At 62.8% G+C, this 19,096-nt stretch carries 20 protein-coding genes; 10 read left to right on the top strand and 10 right to left on the bottom strand.

Annotated elements, in window-relative coordinates; translation table 11 throughout:
• Positions 1-3: 3 nt before the first annotated feature.
• The 6 genes from VFB05_RS06710 to VFB05_RS06685 form a co-directional block, all read right to left on the bottom strand.
• Entirely contained in the window at positions 4-420 is a 417-nt protein-coding gene (locus VFB05_RS06710) for an SH3 domain-containing protein (RefSeq protein ID WP_325010269.1), read from the bottom strand.
• 61 nt (positions 421-481) lie between these two features.
• Positions 482-1,561, bottom strand: a complete 1,080-nt coding sequence (locus VFB05_RS06705) for a branched-chain amino acid ABC transporter permease (RefSeq protein ID WP_325010267.1) — start codon at positions 1,559-1,561, stop codon at positions 482-484.
• 11 nt (positions 1,562-1,572) lie between these two features.
• Positions 1,573-2,457 (bottom strand): branched-chain amino acid ABC transporter permease, encoded by an 885-nt coding sequence (locus VFB05_RS06700; RefSeq protein ID WP_325010265.1) that lies wholly within the window; start codon positions 2,455-2,457, stop codon positions 1,573-1,575.
• 1 nt (position 2,458) lies between these two features.
• The gene (locus VFB05_RS06695; RefSeq protein WP_325010263.1) at positions 2,459-3,160 is read right to left on the bottom strand and encodes an ABC transporter ATP-binding protein; all 702 of its coding nucleotides are present in this window, start codon (positions 3,158-3,160) and stop codon (positions 2,459-2,461) included.
• Positions 3,161-3,163: 3 nt separating this feature from the next.
• Entirely contained in the window at positions 3,164-3,880 is a 717-nt protein-coding gene (locus tag VFB05_RS06690; RefSeq protein ID WP_325010261.1) for an ABC transporter ATP-binding protein, read from the bottom strand.
• Between the two features lie 25 nt (positions 3,881-3,905).
• The gene (locus VFB05_RS06685) at positions 3,906-5,234 is read right to left on the bottom strand and encodes an ABC transporter substrate-binding protein (protein WP_325010259.1); all 1,329 of its coding nucleotides are present in this window, start codon (positions 5,232-5,234) and stop codon (positions 3,906-3,908) included.
• 141 nt (positions 5,235-5,375) lie between these two features.
• Here VFB05_RS06685 and VFB05_RS06680 point away from each other — a divergent pair, with 141 nt between their 5' ends.
• The 7 genes from VFB05_RS06680 to VFB05_RS06650 all read left to right on the top strand — a co-directional run bounded on the left by VFB05_RS06680 (position 5,376) and on the right by VFB05_RS06650 (position 11,940).
• Positions 5,376-6,164, top strand: a complete 789-nt coding sequence (locus VFB05_RS06680; protein WP_325010257.1) for an IclR family transcriptional regulator domain-containing protein — start codon at positions 5,376-5,378, stop codon at positions 6,162-6,164.
• 192 nt (positions 6,165-6,356) lie between these two features.
• Positions 6,357-7,949: a 4-hydroxyphenylacetate 3-hydroxylase N-terminal domain-containing protein gene (locus VFB05_RS06675; RefSeq protein WP_325010255.1), complete on the top strand. Its 1,593-nt coding sequence runs from the start codon at positions 6,357-6,359 to the stop codon at positions 7,947-7,949.
• Between the two features lie 141 nt (positions 7,950-8,090).
• Positions 8,091-8,585, top strand: a complete 495-nt coding sequence (locus tag VFB05_RS06670; protein ID WP_325010253.1) for a flavin reductase family protein — start codon at positions 8,091-8,093, stop codon at positions 8,583-8,585.
• Positions 8,586-8,876: 291 nt separating this feature from the next.
• A complete protein-coding gene (locus tag VFB05_RS06665) occupies positions 8,877-9,722 on the top strand; it encodes a substrate-binding periplasmic protein (protein ID WP_325010251.1) in 846 nt (281 codons plus the stop codon).
• Between the two features lie 117 nt (positions 9,723-9,839).
• The gene (locus VFB05_RS06660; protein ID WP_325010249.1) at positions 9,840-10,505 is read left to right on the top strand and encodes an amino acid ABC transporter permease; all 666 of its coding nucleotides are present in this window, start codon (positions 9,840-9,842) and stop codon (positions 10,503-10,505) included.
• Complete coding sequence (locus VFB05_RS06655; protein ID WP_325010247.1) at positions 10,502-11,161, top strand: amino acid ABC transporter permease; 660 nt, start codon at positions 10,502-10,504, stop codon at positions 11,159-11,161. Before VFB05_RS06660 ends, VFB05_RS06655 begins: the two co-directional genes overlap by 4 nt.
• Positions 11,158-11,940, top strand: a complete 783-nt coding sequence (locus VFB05_RS06650; protein ID WP_325010245.1) for an amino acid ABC transporter ATP-binding protein — start codon at positions 11,158-11,160, stop codon at positions 11,938-11,940. Before VFB05_RS06655 ends, VFB05_RS06650 begins: the two co-directional genes overlap by 4 nt.
• Positions 11,941-12,065: 125 nt before the next feature.
• On the opposite strand, the gene uxuA is transcribed toward VFB05_RS06650, so the two are convergent.
• Positions 12,066-13,262, bottom strand: a complete 1,197-nt coding sequence (uxuA, locus tag VFB05_RS06645) for a mannonate dehydratase (protein WP_325010243.1) — start codon at positions 13,260-13,262, stop codon at positions 12,066-12,068.
• 13 nt (positions 13,263-13,275) lie between these two features.
• Complete coding sequence (locus tag VFB05_RS06640) at positions 13,276-14,775, bottom strand: mannitol dehydrogenase family protein (RefSeq protein WP_325010241.1); 1,500 nt, start codon at positions 14,773-14,775, stop codon at positions 13,276-13,278.
• A 166-nt stretch (positions 14,776-14,941) separates the two neighbouring features.
• Between VFB05_RS06640 and VFB05_RS06635 the strand changes: the two genes are divergently transcribed.
• Positions 14,942-15,640, top strand: coding sequence for a GntR family transcriptional regulator (locus VFB05_RS06635; RefSeq protein WP_325010239.1), 699 nt, complete (start codon positions 14,942-14,944; stop codon positions 15,638-15,640).
• An 87-nt stretch (positions 15,641-15,727) separates the two neighbouring features.
• Here VFB05_RS06635 and VFB05_RS06630 read toward each other — a convergent pair whose 3' ends face one another.
• The gene (locus VFB05_RS06630) at positions 15,728-16,741 is read right to left on the bottom strand and encodes a cobalamin-independent methionine synthase II family protein (RefSeq protein ID WP_325010237.1); all 1,014 of its coding nucleotides are present in this window, start codon (positions 16,739-16,741) and stop codon (positions 15,728-15,730) included.
• Between the two features lie 23 nt (positions 16,742-16,764).
• Positions 16,765-17,745, bottom strand: a complete 981-nt coding sequence (locus tag VFB05_RS06625; RefSeq protein WP_325010235.1) for an ABC transporter substrate-binding protein — start codon at positions 17,743-17,745, stop codon at positions 16,765-16,767.
• A gap of 203 nt (positions 17,746-17,948) precedes the next feature.
• Between VFB05_RS06625 and VFB05_RS06620 the strand changes: the two genes are divergently transcribed.
• Positions 17,949-18,314 (top strand): nuclear transport factor 2 family protein, encoded by a 366-nt coding sequence (locus VFB05_RS06620; RefSeq protein ID WP_325010233.1) that lies wholly within the window; start codon positions 17,949-17,951, stop codon positions 18,312-18,314.
• Positions 18,315-18,560: 246 nt separating this feature from the next.
• Positions 18,561-19,096: DeoR/GlpR family DNA-binding transcription regulator (locus VFB05_RS06615; protein ID WP_325010231.1), on the top strand; the 536-nt coding region annotated here is incomplete at its 3' end.

The following is a 19,096-nucleotide window of genomic DNA, read 5'->3' as shown; positions in this document are numbered from 1 at the left end:
TCGTTACCAGCCGCGCCAGCCCCAACCCCAGCGATAGCCCCAGCCATACGGATAGCCGTAATAGGGCCGGTAATACACTGGCGGTGGATAGACCTGGCGCGCATAGACAGGCGCACCTTCGTTGTACACTTGCACCGCACCCATCGCGCGGCCGCGGGGCGCAGGCCGCGGACCTATACCGACATTGCGGCCAATCACGAAACCGGCCTTGTCGTTGTAGGACGCTTCGCACCAGCCGTCGTTGCATTTGCCGACCTCGACAGTCGCCCCTTTTGGAATGAGCGTGACCACTTCGCTGTCGGTGCCGGGCCCCTTGCGCAGGTTGGTTTCGCCCGTCGTGGCGAGCGGCGCGGCTGTCGCAGAGACCACTGACAGCACGGTGACGATAGCGGCGGATGCCGCGGCTTTTGCAAAGCTCATGGCTGGATGCCCCTTTTTCGTGACCGGCAAAGAATGCCAAACCGAGGCAGGCCTTGTCTCGTTAAAAATCTGTAAGCGGCTTGCTCTCACCGCCGCCCGCGACCAGTTTCCGCCGCGTCGGAAACAGCGTCAGGCCGTAACGTTCGGACACAAAACCCCACAGGCCCTTCGGCGCAAACAGCATGACAAAGATTCCAAGCGCGCCCAACAGAATGAGATACCAGGCGCCGAAGTCGGCGAGATAACGCTGCATCAAATAGAAGATCACGGCGCCGACCATCGGCCCTTCGATGGTGCCGATGCCACCGATCACTGTCATGAAGATGACGTAAGCGGTCCAGTCCAGCACCGAGAACGCCGCATCTGGCGAGATGCGCGCCTTCTGCAAGTAAATCAGCGCCCCGATCATGCCGGTCATGGCGGCGACCGCGACATAGACGACAAGCTTGATGCGGTAGATGTCGACGCCGAGGCCGGCAGCCGCCATCTCGTTGTCGCGGATCGCGCCGAGCGCCAATCCTCGCCGCGAGCGCAGCATGAGATAGACCAGCGCCAGCGTGCCAACCAACAGCGCCAGCACCAGCCAATACGAGATGATGTCACGCGCCGCGGGTGTGCGAACATCGAGCAGCGCCTTGACCCATTCGATGCCGGGCACGGACGACGTGACTTGCGGATCGAGCGAGGTCCCGGTGCCGCCGCCCAGCATCTTGAACTGCGCGAAGACGAGGCGATAGACCTCGGCAACCACCCAGGTGCCGATCGCGAAATACGCCCCGCGCAGCCGAAACACGACCAACGCGGTCGGCAGCGCCAGCGCCGCGGAGACAACGCCGATGACCGGAATCGCCAGCAGCGGGTTGATGCCGCCCGGCAAGGTGAGCGCAAACAGCAGATAGCCGCCAAGGCCAACGAAAGCCTGTTGGCCGACGGAAATCAGGCCGGCATACCCCGCGAGCAGATTCCAGCATTGCGCCAGCGCCATCATGTAGAACAGGAAGATCAGATTCTGGATCAGGTCGCGGCTGGCGAAAGCCGGCAACACCAGGGCCGCGCTCAAAACGGCGGCGATGATCGCAGCCGAGACGCGGCCGGCCGATCCGGCGGTCTCGATGTGGAATGTTCGCTGACCGGAATCCATCCCGCCTCCCCTCAATCCAGCGCGCGCGGAAACAGGCCGCGCGGCCTGATCACGAGCACGATGAGGAACGCGAGATGGCCAGAGAGGATCTGCCATTCCGGATTGATGCGCGCACCGACGGTCTGCGCGACGCCAAGCACGATGCCGCCCGCAAGCGTGCCCCAGAAACTGCCTAGGCCGCCGATGATCACGGCCTCGAACGCATAGAGCAGCCGCGCAGGGCCGATGGTCGGATCGAAATTCGCGCGCAGGCCGAGGTAAAGCGCGGCAATCGCGATCACGGCAAAGGCAAGCCCCATCGCAATCGCAAAGATGCGGTTGACGTCAATGCCCATCAGCTGCGCGATTTCGAGATCGTCCGATGTCGCGCGGAACGCCTGCCCGATGGTGGTGCGGTAGAACACGAAGTTGAGGAGCACGATGACGGCGATTGCGGAGACGAGCGTGAGCAGCGGCACGACACCGACGGCAATGCCGCCGCCAAGCGCAATCGAGGCAGTTTCGATCGCGCCCGAGCGCAGGCGCACGCTGTCGGCCGAGAACAGCTGCAACAGCCCGTTCTGGATGATGATCGAAAGCCCGAACGTCACCAACAGCGGCGGCAAGAGGTCGCGACCGAGCGTGCGATTGAGCAGCACGTGCTGGAGCGCGAAACCGATAGCGAAGAGAATTGGCAGCGCGATCAGCGCCGCGATGAACGGATCAAGACCGAGCGCACCGGCGATGAGAAGAATCGCATAGGCCGCAACCACGATGAAGTCGCCGTGGGCGAGGTTGACCAGCCGCATCACGCCGAAGATCAGCGACAGTCCGGCCGCAAATAATGCATAGAGCCCACCGAGCAGAATTCCCTGGATCAGTGCGTCGAGCCATCCCGTCATTTCCCAGCCGGTCATGTCATTGCCCGAAATAGGCGCGGTGAATGGAATCGCGCGTCAGCTCGCCGGGGCGTCCGGCCAGCGAGAGCCGACCTTCCTGAAAACAATAGACGCGGTCGGCGACCTTCATGGCCTGAACGATATCCTGCTCGACCAGCACGATGCTGGTGCCGTCGGCCTTGATTTGCGGCAGCGCCGCATAGATGTCTGATATGACGATCGGCGCGAGACCGAGGCTGATCTCGTCGCATAACAAGATGCGCGGATTGCTCATCAGCGCGCGGCCGATCGCGGCCATCTGCTGTTGCCCGCCCGACAGCGTCGACGGCGCCGCAAGCCGCCTTTCTTTGAGGATCGGAAACAATTGACACACACGCTCGAGCGTCCACGCACCTTTCGTGCGGTTGCCGTAAGCGCCGATGCGAAGATTTTCTTCAACGGTCAGCGACGGAAACAGCCGTCGTCCCTCAGGCACCAGCGCAATGCCTGATTTGACGATGTCCGCCGCGCGGCGTGCGCCGATCGGCTCGCCATCAAGCAGGATGCTGTCCGGCGCGGCATGAATGAGGCCGGCGATAGCTTTGAGAAAGGTCGACTTGCCCGCGCCGTTGGCGCCGATGATGGCGATGGTCTCGCCCTTTTCCAGCGCTGTGTCGATACCGTAGAGCGCCTGGAAGTCGCCGTAGAAGGCGGTGAGGTTCTTCGTCTCAAGCAGCGGCATGTCTCACGCCTCGATGCCGATATAGATCTGGCGCACTTCGTTACGCTGCATCACGTCCTTTGGCACGCCCTCGGCGATCTTGCGGCCGAAATTGAGCACGATGAGGCGATCGACCACGGCGACAAGCGCATGCACCACATGCTCGATCCAGAGAATCGCAACTCCGCTTTTGTGGATGACCTTGATGGTCTCGACTAGTTCGAGGCACTCGCCTTCGGTGAGGCCGCCGGCGATCTCGTCGAGCAACAATAGCCGCGGCTCGGTGGCGAGCGCGCGCGCCATCTCGAGCCGCTTGCGTTCCAGCAACGTCAGCGATCCGGCCAGCGTGTTGGCGCGCTTGAAGAGGCCCAGCCGTTCCAGAATTTCGCCGCAGGACTGCGCGGCCTCGCGCTCGGTCCTGGCGCGCGCGTGAACCGCGCCGACCAGCAGATTCTCAAACACGGTCAGTTTTTCGAATGGCTGCGGGATCTGGCGGGTACGGCCCAAACCAAGACGGCAGCGGCCTTGCGCGGATACGGCCGCAAGGTCGTGACCATCGAACCGAATGCTGCCAGCGTTCGGCGACAAGCTGCCCGCGATCAGGTTGAACAGCGTGGTTTTTCCGGCACCATTCGGTCCGATGATGCCGACGGCCTCGCCAGATGCCACGGCCAGATCGAGGCCATCGGCGACGACGATCGAGCCGAAGCTTTTCCTCAAGCCAGCGACATCCAGCAGCATGCAGTGTCAACACGGATCGCCTGGTTTAAGCGATCGCTTCCATCTTGCCGCCGACGGGAATCGCCGGCGCGGTTTTGTTGTCCGTGATGACAATATCGTATTTGCCGTCCTTGTAACGCCACTGTCCGCCGACCAGCGGCGTCTTGGTGACGTTCTTGGAGGCGAAGGGCGGCAGGTTCGCCCCGTTCCACTGCACCTTGCCGACGACCGTATCGAGATTGGTGGCCGCGATCGCAGCGGTGATCGCCTTGCTTTCCCGATCTTGCGTGCGCTTCATCACGTCGACCGCGAGCTCGAACAGGGAATGCACGAAGCCGATCGGCTGGGTCCACTGTTTCTTCGTCGCTGCCTCGTAGCCCGCCGCGAGGTCCTTGGCGGTCATCCCCGTCAGCGACGACTTGAACGGATGGCTCGGCGTCCACCACACTTCCGACGACAGGTTGTGGCCGTCCTTGCCCAGTGCCTCGACGGCGACGGGAAACAGGATCGCCTTGCCGACGGAAGCGACCTTCGGCTTGAAACCCTGCTGCAACGCCTGCTTCCAGAAGGTGGTGAAATCCGGCGGCAGCACCACGCCGGTGACGATCTCGCAATTGGCTGACTTGAACGCGCCGATCTGCGCCGAGAAATTGTCGGTGAGGTTCTGGTAGCGGCCGGGATCGGTAAGCTTGTAGCCCAGCTTGTCGAGCACCGGCGGAAAGCCAACGACCTTGTCTCCCCAGGCGTTGCCGTCGCCGTCGTTCGGAAACAGCGCGCCGACCGATTTGTTGGTCGGGACCTGGGCCCACATGTTGGTGAAGACGGCGATGACGTCCTCGAGCCCCCAGAAATAATGATAGGTGTGATTGAAGCTCTTCCAGGCCGGCGGTCCGCCGCCGGGATTGGCCTGGCGGCCGATGAACCACGGCTGCCATGGCGCCATGGTGGAGATGCACGGCACCTCCTCGATCTCGCACTGGGTCGAAACCGGATTGGTGGTCTCCGGCGTCGATGCCACCAGCATCAGATCGATCTTGTCGTGGACGATGAGATCTTTCGCGACCTCGGCGGCGCGGTTCGGATTGGACTGACTGTCCTTGACGACGACTTCCACCGGCACGGTGGCATTGCCGACCTTGATGCCTCCCTTGGTCGCTTCCTTGAAATTGGCGAGGATGAAATTGTCCGCCTCGGCGAAGGCGGCGAGCGGACCTGTCTGCGGCGTGACGTAGCCGAGCTTGACGGCCTTGGTTTGCGCGATCGCCGGCGACTTCAAACCGACGGACAATGCAGCAGTCGACGCCGCCGAATATTTCAGGAGCGTGCGGCGATCGATTTTCCGGCGATCAAACGAGCTGGTGTTCTGGCAGGTCATCTGCGCGTCCTCCCCTCATGGATGCGCCGGATTCTCGTTCATCTGTCGGATTGACAGCCGGACCGGCGTTCGATATTCGAACATGCGTTCGTATGCCGACCAGTCTCCGCCAAGGATTCCACGGAGTCAACAGCCCGCCTCATGTCAGACGCTTTGCCGCCCGCCAAAGACGACCGCGAAGACAAGGAATTCATGACGACGCTCGCCAAGGGCCTCGCGGTGCTCGGCGCGTTCGGCAAACAACGGCCGAGCATGACGCTGTCGGAAGCGGCGCACGTGGCCGAGCTGTCGCGGGCCACCGCGCGGCGCGTGCTGCGCACGCTGAACCAGCTCGGTTATGTCGAGCAGGACGGCCGGTCGTTCTCGCTCTCGCCGCGCATCCTCGACCTCGGCTTTGCCTATCTGTCGACGCAAAGCTGGATCGACCGCGCGCTGCCCTTGATGCGCGAACTCTCCGAGCGTTTCGGCGAATCCTGCTCGGCCGCAATTCTGCAAGGCAGCGACATCGTCTATGTCGCGCGCGTGCCGGCGCGGCGCATCATGTCGGCGGCGCTGTCGGTCGGCAGCCGCCTGCCGGCGCTGCATACCGCGCTCGGGCGGGCCTTGATCGGCTACCTCGACGAGGCCGAGATCTGGCGGCGGCTGAACGCGCGGCGCATCGAGGCCTATACGCCGCAGACCATCACCGACATCCAGGCGCTGTTCGACCGCATCCGCGACGATCGCGAACAAGGCTTCTCCATCATCGATGAAGAACTGGAGCGGGGTTTGCGCGCGCTCGCCGTCCCCGTGCTCGATCGCAGCGGCCAGGCAGTCGGCGCCATCAATCTCTCCACGCATTCGACGCGCACCACGCGCAGCGAAATGCGCGAGCATTTTTTGCCCGCGCTGAACCGCCTCGCCGCGCAGGTCTCCTCGCTCACGGTCTAACGAGCACTCAAGCACGCGGTTTTGTTGGCAGCTTTTTGTCTGACGCGTTTTCTTCACGCGAACCGGTGCCCACTTCGCTCGAAAACGCTACTGCCCTTGCCAACCATTGGGTGCGGCCGTATCGTCACGCCTAAGTTCGAAATACGGACACTCGTTCGATAATCGAACGTCACAACGAGGGGAGACGGCACGATGGCAGGCAAGGCGCAGGCGGCAACACAGGCGGTTCCGGGCGAGCAGACCGGCAACGTCAAGGTCTCACGCCCGCAGACGGGCGCGGAATATCTGGAATCGCTGCGCGACGATCGCACCGTCTACATCTACGGCGAGCGCGTGAAGGACGTCACCAAGCATCCGGCGTTCCGCAACACCTCGCGCATGGTCGCCCGCCTCTACGATGCGCTGCATGACGACAAGCGCAAGGACAAGATCCTGCTGCCGACCGACACCGGCAATGGCGGCGTGACGCACGCCTTCTTCAAGGCGCCGAAGACCATGGACGAGATGATCCAGGGCCGCAGCGCGATCGCGGAATGGGCCAAGCTCACCTATGGCTGGATGGGCCGCGCGCCGGATTACAAGGCAGCCTTCCTTGCGACGCTCGGCGCCAATTCGGATTTTTACGATCCGTATCAGGACAACGCAAAACGCTGGTACAAATTCAGCCAGGAGCGCGTGCCCTTCATCAATCACGCGATCATCCATCCGCCGGTCGATCGCGACCGGCCGCCGAACGAAGTCGCCGACGTCTGCTGCCATGTCGACAAGGAGACCGATGCCGGCATCGTCGTCTCCGGCGCCAAGGTGGTCGCGACCGGCTCGGTGCTGACGAACTACACCTTCGTCGCCCATCACGGCCTGATTCCGCTGCAGGACAAGAAATTCGCCGTCGTCTTCATGGTGCCGACCAATGCGCCCGGCGTGAAGTTCATCTGCCGCACCTCTTATGAGATGAGCGCGAGCGTGATGGGAAGTCCGTTCGACTATCCGATCTCAAGCCGCCTCGACGAGAACGACGCCGTCTTCATCATGGACAAGGTGCTGGTGCCCTGGGAAAACGTGTTCGTCTATGGCGACATCGAGAAGGCGAACAACTTCTTCCCGCGCACCGGCTTCCTGCCGCGTTTCGTCGTGCACGGCTGCACGCGCCTTGCGGTGAAACTCGACTTCATCAGCGGGCTCCTGTTGAAGGCAACGGAAGCCGCCGGCACCAAGGACTATCGCGGCGTGCAGGCCAATGTCGGCGAGGTGATCGCCTGGCGCAATCTGTTCTGGAGCCTGTCGGACGCGATGGTGCGCGATCCGAAGCCCTGGATCGGCGACTACAAGCTGCCGAACATGGATCCGGGCAACGCGTACCAGATCATCGCCACCATGGCTTACACCAAGGTGAAATATCTGATCGAGCAGACCGTCGCGTCCGGTCTGATCTACCTCAACAGCCATTCCAGCGATTTCAAGAACGGCGAGATCCGTCCCTATCTCGATCGCTATTTGCGCGGCTCCAACGGCTACAAGGCCGAGGAGCGGGTGAAGCTGCTCAAGCTGCTGTGGGATTGTATCGGCAGCGAATTCGGCGGCCGGCACGAACTTTACGAGATCAACTACGGCGGCTCGACCGAAGAAATCCGCCGCTACTGCCTGTTCGGCGCACAAGCATCCGGGAATGCCGACCGGTTTAAAGGTTTTGCTGAGGACTGCATGGCAGAATACGACCTCGACGGTTGGCGGGTGCCTGATCTCACCGATCCCGGCGAGCTCAGTTACCACATGATGAAGAAGTAGCACGCATAGCGTTTTCAAGCGAAGCATGCCCTCGGACTTGGTCCGTGGGTGGGTACCGGTTCGCGTGAAGAAAACGCGTCGAAACAATAACAACATCGGGACGGCGTAAGCCCTCCTGATGTCGAAGGAGATCATCGCGAAATGAACAAGCAGGTCTCTTCCATCGATCCCAAGCGCTTTCGCTCTGTCATGGGCGCGTTCGCGACTGGCGTCGCCATCGTCACGACCGCGTCGAAGGGCGAATGGTTCGGCGCGACCGTGAATTCGCTGACGTCGGTTTCGCTGGAGCCGTGCATGCTGCTGTTCTGCGTCAGCGACGGCAGCACGACGGGCCTAGCGATCCGCAGCAGCGGGCGTTTCGCGGTCAACATTCTGGGCCAGCATCAGTCCGATCTGTCGGCGCGCTTCACCGAATCCGGCACGGACCGCTTCAAGGGATTGGCGCTCGACCTCTCTGCCGATGGATTGCCGCTGCTCAAAGGCGCGGCGGCGCAGCTCTGTTGCCGCGTCGCTGCGATCCACAGGGGCGGCGACCACGACATCATTCTCGGCGAAGTGCTGTCGGGCGAGGACATCGCCTGCAATCCGCTGGTGTTTCACAAAGGCACTTACGGCAGTTTTCAGCGCGCAGGTTAAGTGCGCTTATGCACAGCTACAAAAAGTAGCCGTCCGACGCGATACCAGCCCCGTCATTGCGAGCCAACGGGTCGCGCGAATGCGCGCCCGATGACAGGCTCCACGAAGCAATCCAGAGTCCCACGCGTGGCTCTGGATTGCTTCGTCGCTTCGCTCCTCGCAATGACGAGGCGGCAGTTCAGCACTCCGCTACCTTGTTGCGCCCGATCGCAGCCCATTTCCTTCCCGCCCAAAATCGTTGCGTTCTCCCAACTTGTCGACTAGTCTACAAGAAACAAGGGGAGGAACGGGATGACGCCGAACAGGACGCGGGCAGCCACGCTTTTGGCACTGTCTCTTGCCGTGTTTTTGCCGCCGGCCGCCGAGGTGCGGGCGCAGGACGCTCCCCCGCCGGGAAAGAGCGCGCGCATCGACGCGATCAAGAAGGCGGGCGCACTTCGCGTCGGTGTTCTCGCCAATGCGCCGTGGCTGGTCGAAAACACCTCAGGCAGCGGCGAACATTGGTCGGGACCGGCATGGGAGCTCTCCAAGGAATGGGCCAAGCGGCTTGGCGTCAAGCTCGAGCCGGTTCTGGTCTCGCACGAGACCAAGGTGCCGGTGCTCGCGGCAAATCAGGTCGACATTTCCGTGACGCCGCTCGCGCAAAACCCCGACCGCGACAAGGTCGTCGACTTCGTGCTCTATTCCAACACCTCCGTCTGCATGTTCGGCCGCGCCGACAACGCCAAGTTCATGGCTGCGAAGAGCGTCGACGATCTGAACTCGCCTGATTTCACCATCGCCTATTTCGTCGGCGCCGGCGAAGAGGGCTGGGTGAAGCAGCGCTTTCCGAAGGCCAAGCTCGTCGGCGTCGTCAATTCCGGCGCCACCGCGCCGCTTGAGGACGTGATGGCACGGCGCGCCGACGCTGCGCCGATCAATCGCATTCCCTACGTGCCAATGAGCCGCAAGGTCAAAGGCCTCGCCGTGCTTCCCAGCGCCAACAATTGCCAGGACTCGACGGAAAAAGCCCAGCCGGTGGGCGCGGCGATCGACAAGAACCAAGGCGAATTCCTGGAGTGGCTTCGCGCGGTCGAGAAGTCGATCCACCCGCAACTGGTCGAATCCGAACAGCATGTCGTCGACAAGATGAACTAGCCTTCTGGTCCCCGTGGCGGCGTTGCGCTTACGCGTAACGCTGCCCTCTTCTTCCAGTCCCGTGAGCCGCAACGAAGGCCAAACTAGCGAAGTCTTGCCCCCGGAAGTCTTGCGCCGATGGAATTCGACTGGTCACCTGTTCTGGACAACGCCTCCTTCCTGCTCGGCGGGCTTGAGCTGACGCTGGCCCTGTCGCTGTGCTCGGTCGTGATGAGCCTTCTGGTCGGCACCGCAATCGGGCTCTTGCGCCACTACGGTCCACGGCCGCTGCAACTCGCCATCGCCTTCTATGTCGATTCCATGCGCGCCATTCCGGTGCTGGTGGTGCTGGTATGGACTTATTTCGCGCTGCCGATCCTGACCGGCGCGGTGCTGCCGCCGTTCTGGGCCGCGCTCGTCGCGCTGACGGTCCATATCGCGGCCTACGTCGCCGAAATCGTTCGCGCCGGCGTGTCGTCGATCCGCAAGGGTCAGCTCTGGGCGGCCTCCGCGCTCGGCATGTCGCTGTGGCAGGCGCTGCGCACGGTGATCCTGCCGCAAGCGGTGGTCCGCATGCTGCCGGCGTTCGGCTCGGTGATTTCGATCGCCATCAAGGATACGGCGATCGCTTCCGTGATCGCCGTGCCCGAATACATGAACCGCTCGCAGACCGTCGCCGGGCAAACTTTCCATCCGATCGAAATCTTCACGGTCGCGGTCGCGGTCTATTTCCTGATCCTGTTTCCGGTCACGCGTATCGTCGATTTCGCTTACGGACGTCTGGCGCATCTGGGTCGATCATGACATTCGATTGGCTCGTCGTCTGGAACAATATCGGCGCCTTGCTCGACGGCGTGAAGGTCACGATCTTTCTCGCAGTCGCAACCATGGCGATTGCCGTGCCCGGCGGCATCCTGCTCGCGGTGATGCGGATCTCCGGCATCCGCGTTTTGTCGGCGATCGCCACCGCCTTCACCGAGCTGTTCCGCAACGTTCCGCTGATCCTCGTGATCTACATGGCCTACTACGAGCTGCCGGTCATGAGCGGCCTGTCCGCTTCGCCTTTGGTGACGGGACTGATCGCGCTCAGCCTCAACGTGTCGGCCTATAATGGCGAAACCTTTCGCGCCGGCATTGCCTCGATCCGCAAGAGCCAGAGCGAAGCGGCTTACGCGCTCGGCATGTCACCGTGGCAGGCGTTCCGCATCGTCGTGCTGCCGCAGGCGATCAAGCGCGTTCTGCCCGTGCTGGCATCGACCTGGATTTCGCTGTTCAAGGATACTTCGCTGGTCTCGGTGATTTCGGTCGGCGAATTGTCCTATGCCGCGACACGTGTGAGGGCCCAAACGTTCCGCGTGCTGGAAGTGCTGACCGCGATGGCCGCCATCTACTGGGTGCTGGGTTATCCGCAGGCCAAGCTGGTCGACTGGATCAATCACCGTTGGGGACGCGCCGAATGACGACCGCTTCCGAAACTTCGCAGCGCAAAGCGCAAGGCACGACCCCAGTCGTGAGCTACAGCGGCGTCATCAAGCGCTTCGGCGCCGTGACGGTGCTGACCGGCGTCTCCATGGAGGTGCGCAAGGGCGAAGTGGTTTGCCTGATCGGCCCGTCCGGCTCGGGCAAGTCGACGCTGCTGCGATGTACCAACGGGCTCGAGCGCATCGACGGCGGCGAGATCCTGCTCGACGGCCAGCTTCTGCCGAGCGACGGCAAGGGCTTAAGGCTAATGCGCCGGCGCATGGGCATGGTGTTCCAGAATTTCGAGCTGTTTCCGCACAAGACCGCGCTGGAAAATGTGGTGGTCGGCCCGGTGACGGTGCTTGGCATTTCCCGCGACGAGGCTGTCGAGCGCGCGACGGCGCTGCTCGCAAAAGTCGGCCTGTCGGACAGAGCGGGCAACTATCCGTCGCAGCTCTCGGGCGGCCAGCAGCAGCGCGTTGCCATTGCGCGGGCGCTCGCGATGGAGCCCGAGGTGATGCTGTTCGACGAGCCGACCTCCGCGCTCGATCCCGAGACCGTAGGCGAAGTGCTGGCGGTGATGAAGCGGCTCGCCGAAGAAGGCATGACCATGCTGGTCGTCACCCACGAGATGGCATTTGCACGGCGCGTCAGCGATTGGGTCGTCGTCATGGACAAGGGCGCGATCATCGAGCAGGGCCCGCCGCAGCAGATCTACGACGCGCCGCAGGTCGCGCGAACGAAGGAGTTTCTGTCGCATCTGGGTTGGGCAGGTTAAAAGACCGCGAATAACGTTTTTCGTCATGCCCGGCCTAGTGCCGGGCATCCACGTCTTTGTTTCAATCCAGCAAGGAAGACGTGGATGGCCGGGTCAAGCCCGGCCATGACGACGTCGAGTCAGATTCAAACCGGCAAATCCCGCGCCCGCGCGATGCCCGTCATCAGGCCGCGCAACTCGGCAAGACCCTTGAGACGGCCGATGGCGGAATAGCCGGGAAAGCTCTGCTTGCCGACGTCGTCGAGCAGTTCATGGCCGTGATCGGGCCGGAACGGCAGCCGCCACATCGCATCGCCCGTCTCGCGCCGCCGCGCCTGCTCGCGCAGGAAGGTTTCAACGACTGTGAACATGTCGGTATCGCCGGCCAGATGCTCGGCCTCCTCGAACGAACCGTCAGCCTCCTTGCGCACATTGCGCAGATGGACGAAGTGCGTGCGGCGGGCAAACCGCTGCGCCATCGCCGGCACGTCGTTTGCGACACCGGCGCCGAGCGAGCCCGTGCAGAAGGTCAATCCGTTGGCGGGTGAATCCACCGCGGCGAGAACGCGCTCGATGCCTTGCGCGGTCGACACGATGCGCGGCAGGCCCATCAGCGGCCGCGGCGGATCGTCGGGATGGATGGCAAGCCGCATGCCGCATTCTTCCGCCGTGGGCACGACCTCGCGAAGGAAGCGCGCCAGATGGTCATGCAGCACATCCGCCGTGACGCCCCTGTAGCGATCCAGCATGCGCTGCAGGCCTGTGATATCGTAGCGATCGAACGCACCGGGCAGGCCGGTCATGATGGTCGAGATCAGGCGGTCGCGATCAGCTTGCGACGAACGGTCGAACCAGTCGCGTGCGCGCGTCAGCACCGCGTTCGAGTAATCCGCCTCCGCGCCGTTTCGCTTGAGCATGAAGCACTCGAACGCCGCGAACTCGTGGATATTGAAGCGCAGCGCGCGGCCGCCGCCCGGCAGCGGCTGATAGAGTTGCGTTCGCGTCCAGTCGACCACCGGCATGAAGTTGTAGCAAATGATCTTGATGCCGCAGGCCGCAAGATTGCGCATCGAGGCGCGATAGTTGTCGAAGATGGTGGTGAGGTCGCCGTCCCCCAGCTTGACGCGCTCGTGCACCGGAAGGCTCTCGACCACATTCCAGCGCAGCCCCAGCGACGGATCGGCCGAGATCAGCGCCTGCCGCGCCTGGACGTCGGCTGTGCTCCACACCTCGCCATAGGGAATGTCGTGCAGCGCCGTGACGACGCCGCTCGCACCCGCCTGGCGGATCGCGTGCAATTTGACGACATCGTTTGGACCAAACCAGCGCCAGCTTTGTTCCACGATCTTTTCCTTGTTATTGGTTGGTGACTTTGGTGAGCGCTGACGTCGCCGCCTGCACGCCGCGACCGGCGATGAAGACGTAGGCCATCAGGACGGCGCTGCGGAACAGGTTGTTATCGGAAAGCTCGCCGAAGACCTGGGCGAATCCGGTAATGGCCGCTACCTTGGATTCGGCGGTGTTGCCCGCCGAGGCAAGCGCCGCTTGCAGCGTCGCTCTCAAGGGATCGTTGATCTCGATCGCGCCTCCGCAATCGTCTCCGCCATCGAGATAGCGAATCCACGCCGCGACGACATGGGCCACGCGCGCGATCGGCGCTCCCCGTTCCAGTCGCTCGCGGACCGTCGGAAGCAGGCGCATCGGCAGCTTTTGCGAACCGTCGGAGCCGACTTGCGTCGTCTTGTGCAGGATGGCCGCATTGTCGAAGCGGTGCATGACGGTGTCGGCATATTGGTGCGGATCGACGCCATCAGGCGCGCGAACGACCGGAATGATTTCCTCGCGCCAGAGATCGAAAATGAATTTCCGGAACACCGGATCGGCCGCGGCGTCGCGGATCGTCGCATAACCTGCGAGACAGCCGAGATAGGCCAGCGCCGAATGCGCGCAATTGAGCATGCGCAGTTTCAACCGCTCATACGCGGCAACGTCATCGACGAACTGCGCACCGGCTTTTTCCAGGGCGGGACGATTGCCACCGACAAAGCGGTCCTCGATCACCCATTGGCGAAACGGCTCATGGCTGACCGGTGCGAGATCTGTGAGGCCGGTCGCCTCAATGGCCGCGGCCAGATCGGCGTCCGTCGTCGCCGGCACGATGCGATCGACCATGGTCGAGGGAAACGCGCCGCGGCTCGCGATCCAGTCGGCCAGCGCTTGATCCCCGGCGCGAGCGAACTCATCGAGCAGTCTTGCGACCAGCCGGCCGTTGTCCGGAAGATTGTCGCAGCACAGCACCGTAAAGGGCGGAAGACGTTCGGCGCGGCGCGCGCGCAACGCGGCGGCCAGCAAACCGAAGACCGATCGCGGCTGATCGGGATCGCGCAAGTCCGCCGCGATGGTCGGATGATCGAAGTTCAGCCGGCCCGAGCCGGCATCGAAGCAGTAGCCCTTCTCGGTGACGGTCAGGCTGACGATGCGGCAGGCTTCGCTGGCCATCGCGCGAATGACGGCAGCGGGATCTTCCGGCGCGACCAGAATCTGTTTCACGCAGCCGATGATGCGCGGCCGAACCTCCGATCCATCGCGTTGCAGGGCCGTGTAAAGCCCATCCTGCGGCGCGAGCCGGTCACGCTGGTCGGGGCGTTGCAGGCTGACGCCGACGACGCCCCAGCCTCGATCGCCAGCCTCGAGCGCATCCTCGACGTAATCTGCGAGATGCGCGCGGGCAAAGTTGCCGAGACCGAGATGCACGATGCCGGTGGCGAGGCGCGCTCGATCGTATGACGGCCGTCGCACGCCAGCCTTCGCCTGAACCAGCGTGCGATCATCGAGACGAGACAAGGGCTGAGACATCGCTAGCTGGTTTTGGTCATCTCGACGCGCTCGGCCGGCGACGCCGGGCAGTCGTGATACATTGTTGTTGCCAGGAAAGGGTGCGGCCGTTAGCTTGTATCGCATTCTGGTCGACTAGTCGACCAGAATTGAATTTGATGGACCGGCGGCGACCGAGACCTCCGACATGGCGACCATTCGAAAGCCCAGGATCGAGCCAAAGATCGACAGCGAAAGCGAGCCCGATCCGTCGATCTACGCGACGCTGCGGCGGGATATCGCCGCGCTGCGGCTCAAGCCGGGCGTGCGGCTGTCCGAGAACGAACTGGCGGCGCGGTTCGGCACCAGCCGCGCGCCGGTGCGCGAGGCGCTGATCCGCCTGGTCGAAGACGGGCTGATCGAGGTCCGGCCGCAGCGCGGCAGCTTCGTCAGCGCGATCTCGCTGCAAGCGATGGAACAGGGCCGGCTGGTGCGCGAGGCGCTGGAGGTCGCGATCATCCGCCGTGCCTGCGAGAAAAAGCTGCCGACCGATGCGATCGCCAAATGCGAAGCGGCGATTGCGCAGCAGATGGCCTCACGCCGCGATCCGGAGCGGTTCACGCATTACGACGACATGTTTCACCGCGCCTTCGCGGAAGGTGCGTCGCTGCATGGCGTGTGGGCCATCATCGAGCGCGAGAAAGTACAGTTCGATCGCCTGCGCATCCTCAGCCTGCCCGCGGTGACGCCGGTGAATCTCCTGATCGAGCAGCACCGCGACATTCTCGCCGCCGTCATCAGAGGCAACGCCGACAAGGCCGAGAAGGCCATTCGCGCGCACCTGTCGGAAGTCCTGCGCATCGCCGACGGCCTCGCCGCACGACATCCCGAGCTGATCACAAGCTAGAGACGGATAAAGCTCGAATAGTTCACCAACGGTGGTGCGCTCCCTCTCCCTTTGGGAGAGGTGAACTACCCTGCCGCCAGATCAAGCCTACCCCGCCCGTCCCTCATAGAGATCACGCCCGCGCACGAGCGCGCGCATTTTCCCATCCGCAATCGTCCGCTTCAGCATCCAGAAGCCGCAATCGGGGTGAACGTATTTCACCCTGCCCGGCCCGAGCAGCTTTTCCGCCCGCTCGATCGAACGCGCCACCGCTTCCGGCGTCTCGATCTCCGTCACCTTGACGTCGATCACGCCAAGGCCGAAGCCGATCTCCGGCCGAAGTTCCTTGAAGAAGGCGAGTTCGTCGACGGGGCGATGCGCGCATTCCATGATGATGTGATCGACGTGAAGCGCGTTGAGATAATCGATCAGGTTCTTCCAGCTGCCTTTTTGAATCGACTGGCCGCCATAGTTGCCAAAACACAGATGCACCGCGGCCTTGGTCTTGACCGCATCGAGCACGACGTTGATGGATTCAGTGGCCCAAGACCATTCCTCGGGATGGCCCGGCAGATTGGCCTCATCGAGCTGAACGATATCGGCATCGAGATGCGCCACCTGCTCGGCGAGCACAGATGCAATGGCGAGCGCGAGCTCGCGGCGATCCCTGTAGTGGCGATTGATCAGCGTCTTCGCCAGCATGTGCGGCCCGGTCAGCGTGAACTTGAACGGGTGCGTCGCCATCGCTCTCGCCCGCTCGCAGGCGACAGGCAGATCGAGCGAGCCGCTGCGGAGCGGTCCCGTCACCATGCCGGGCGGCCGGGTGCGAAACTTCATGCCGGGCAGTTCGCGGAATTTCATCAGTTCGGCAAATTCGATCTCCTGGCCGACGCCCGACATCGGCTTGACGAAGTATTCGATCATGCCGTTGGTTTCGGGATGATTGATATCGAACCGGTAGAGCTCGCCGTCGCAGACGACATCGATGCCGGCTTCCTCCTGCGTCGAGATCACGACGCGCGTCGCATCGAGCAGCGCCTGCTCGGACGGCAGAGCAACGAGCCAGTCGGGGATCGGATAGGAGCCAACCGTGGTGGTTTTGATTCTTGCGGCATTCGCCATTCTTGTTCTCCAGAGTAAGGCGATCAGTTCGGCAGGAACTTGAACGAGATGAAGTCGTCCATGCGCCCAGCAGATGCCTGGCTGATGGTCCCGGATTGCGCGAGCAGATCGACCGACGCCTTCACCTCAGAGCGATCGGCGCGGAACGGCGGCAGGCTATTCGTCGCATTGGTGTGATAGAGCGGAATGGTCAGCTTCAACCCCTCGATCAGATCCTCACGCAGCCCTGCCTTGGGGCTGACCTTCAGCATCGCGTCGACCGCAGCAGCAGGATCTTTCTCGGCATCGGCGACGGAATGCGTCGCCGCGCGCATGAAGCGCGAGACGAGATCGGCCTGTTTCTCTGCGGTGGCCTTCGCGGCAACGATCGACGAGCTTGCGAGGTTCACGCCGTAATCGGCGAATGGCAGCGTCGTCACCTCCTTGTGCGTTGCGGCTGCGATCCGCAGGTTCTGATCCATGGAATAGCCGAGCATCGCGTCGGCCTGCGCGTTGATCACGGCATTGAGCTTTGCCCTGTTGTCGCCGGCGATGATCGTGAGATCGCTTTCCTTCAGGCCGGCTTTTCCAAGCACCAGCGGCAGAATCTGCGACAGCGAGTCGCCCGGCGTGAGCGCGAGCGATTTGCCTTTGAGGTCCTGCAGTGAGCGGATGTTTTTCTCGGCGAGGGCAATGAACGCCATCGGGCTTTTTTGCAGGAGCACGCCTGTGACCACGACCGGCGCCCCTTTGTCGGCGGCCTTCAGGATTGAGGCAAGATCGGCATAGCCGAACGTCGCCGTTCCCGCCGCGACCGCCTGAACTGTGGGGACCGAACCGCGCCCCTCCTGAATATCGAGATCGATGCCTTCTTTCTCGAAGTATCCGCGCTCCTTGCCGAGGAAGAACGGCGCGTGCTCGGCATAGAGGTACCAGTTCAGGAGCAGCGTGACCTTGTCGGCCGCGCGCGTTGGCGCGAGCGGCGCCGCAAAAGCCAGAATGGCTGCGAGAAACAGATATCGCATGCGTGACATCCTGCCCTGGCCTCCCTTTGTTGCGCCTGTTGCCGGCGCATGTTGCCATCATACTGACAAGACGTCTGGCGCGTGGCAAGGCCACTTCCGGCGGGTTCAGCATCAGGAATTCAGATGAGATCCATTGCAAATTGTCATTTGTGTAATCGCGCCTTGCTTCATAACGTCGCCATCACGACGGAGAGCAAAGCATCATGACCGACGAAGCCGCTCACAGGAAAACACTTGCCGATCTCAACCGGAACTATGTGCGCTCGGTCGATGAAGCCGACGTTGCCTGGTTCGACGCCAATCTCGCCAAAGACTTCTTCAACACCAATCCGGACGGAAGCATCATCGATCGCGCCGCCTTTCTGGCGCAGATCGGCCGCGGTTCGACGGTGAAGAATATTCGCGAGGACAACGTTCTGATCCGCCTGTTCGGCACGCACGCCATCATCCACGCCCGCACCACCTATGTGAGGCCCGACGGCGCCGCGGGCGCCGGCCGCTACACCGACGATTGGCACGTCATCGACGGCCGCTGGCAGTGCGTGTCGGCGCACGTTTCACGGGCTTAGGTTGGTTAACTCACATCAGCGGCGTTGACCGGCTCGCGAAACCGCCGCACCATAGGCGGCATCTCGTTGGCTAGTGTCCTGATTCCGAAGTTCGTAGCATGTTACGCAGCCACTTTTCGAACTTCGGAATCGAAAGGACACTAGCAAAGCTATTGTTGTCGTGTGTGGCTTTGGTTCAGAAGTCCGCATGACGAACTCGCGGTGCAAATGATACGGACTTCTGAACCGCCACACACAGGTGCCGCGTTGAACGATCTTTCAAACCGCCAGACTGAAATCCTCAACATCGCGCGCGCGCAAGGCCGCGTGACGGTGGAAGATTTGTCGCGCCGTTTCGAGGTGTCGGCGCAGACCATCCGCAAGGATCTCAACGACCTCTGCGACCATCACGCGCTGACGCGCATCCATGGCGGCGCCATCATCGCCTCCGGAGTCGAGAACCTCGCTTATGAAGCGCGCCGGTTCGTCGCCGCCGACGAGAAGAAGGCGATCGGCGCCGCGGCGGCGGCGTTGATCCCCAACGGCTGTTCGCTCTTCATCAATATCGGCACCACGACCGAAGAAGTGGCGAGCGCACTCACCTCGCATGAAGATCTGCTCGTCATCACCAACAACCTCAACGTCGCGATGCTGCTCTATCGCTTTCCGCGCATCGAGGTCATCGTGGCCGGCGGCGCGGTGCGCCGCGCCGATGGCGCGGTGATCGGATCGACCGCAACCAGCCTCATCGGGCAGTTCAAGGTCGACTACGCCATCATCGGCGCATCCGCGATCGATCAGGA

The organism is Bradyrhizobium sp. (genome assembly GCF_035652035.1).
In the GTDB taxonomy this organism is placed as follows: domain Bacteria; phylum Pseudomonadota; class Alphaproteobacteria; order Rhizobiales; family Xanthobacteraceae; genus Bradyrhizobium.
Note: the sequence above shows the minus strand (reverse complement) of the source record. Positions and strands in the feature narration are given on the sequence as shown.

Bases quoted from the DNA above. Each gene is read 5' to 3' on its own strand.
- VFB05_RS06655 (WP_325010247.1), top strand. From the start codon at position 10,502: ATGACATTCGATTGGCTCGTCGTCTGGAACAATATCGGCGCCTTGCTC.
- VFB05_RS06670 (WP_325010253.1), top strand. From the start codon at position 8,091: ATGAACAAGCAGGTCTCTTCCATCGATCCCAAGCGCTTTCGCTCTGTC.
- VFB05_RS06640 (WP_325010241.1), bottom strand. From the start codon at position 14,775: ATGTCTCAGCCCTTGTCTCGTCTCGATGATCGCACGCTGGTTCAGGCG.
- VFB05_RS06625 (WP_325010235.1), bottom strand. From the start codon at position 17,745: ATGCGATATCTGTTTCTCGCAGCCATTCTGGCTTTTGCGGCGCCGCTC.
- VFB05_RS06660 (WP_325010249.1), top strand. From the start codon at position 9,840: ATGGAATTCGACTGGTCACCTGTTCTGGACAACGCCTCCTTCCTGCTC.
- VFB05_RS06675 (WP_325010255.1), top strand. From the start codon at position 6,357: ATGGCAGGCAAGGCGCAGGCGGCAACACAGGCGGTTCCGGGCGAGCAG.
- VFB05_RS06680 (WP_325010257.1), top strand. From the start codon at position 5,376: ATGTCAGACGCTTTGCCGCCCGCCAAAGACGACCGCGAAGACAAGGAA.
- VFB05_RS06705 (WP_325010267.1), bottom strand. From the start codon at position 1,561: ATGGATTCCGGTCAGCGAACATTCCACATCGAGACCGCCGGATCGGCC.
- VFB05_RS06665 (WP_325010251.1), top strand. From the start codon at position 8,877: ATGACGCCGAACAGGACGCGGGCAGCCACGCTTTTGGCACTGTCTCTT.
- VFB05_RS06620 (WP_325010233.1), top strand. From the start codon at position 17,949: ATGACCGACGAAGCCGCTCACAGGAAAACACTTGCCGATCTCAACCGG.
- VFB05_RS06710 (WP_325010269.1), bottom strand. From the start codon at position 420: ATGAGCTTTGCAAAAGCCGCGGCATCCGCCGCTATCGTCACCGTGCTG.
- VFB05_RS06685 (WP_325010259.1), bottom strand. From the start codon at position 5,234: ATGACCTGCCAGAACACCAGCTCGTTTGATCGCCGGAAAATCGATCGC.
- VFB05_RS06690 (WP_325010261.1), bottom strand. From the start codon at position 3,880: ATGCTGCTGGATGTCGCTGGCTTGAGGAAAAGCTTCGGCTCGATCGTC.
- VFB05_RS06635 (WP_325010239.1), top strand. From the start codon at position 14,942: ATGGCGACCATTCGAAAGCCCAGGATCGAGCCAAAGATCGACAGCGAA.
- VFB05_RS06700 (WP_325010265.1), bottom strand. From the start codon at position 2,457: ATGACCGGCTGGGAAATGACGGGATGGCTCGACGCACTGATCCAGGGA.
- VFB05_RS06630 (WP_325010237.1), bottom strand. From the start codon at position 16,741: ATGGCGAATGCCGCAAGAATCAAAACCACCACGGTTGGCTCCTATCCG.
- VFB05_RS06650 (WP_325010245.1), top strand. From the start codon at position 11,158: ATGACGACCGCTTCCGAAACTTCGCAGCGCAAAGCGCAAGGCACGACC.
- VFB05_RS06695 (WP_325010263.1), bottom strand. From the start codon at position 3,160: ATGCCGCTGCTTGAGACGAAGAACCTCACCGCCTTCTACGGCGACTTC.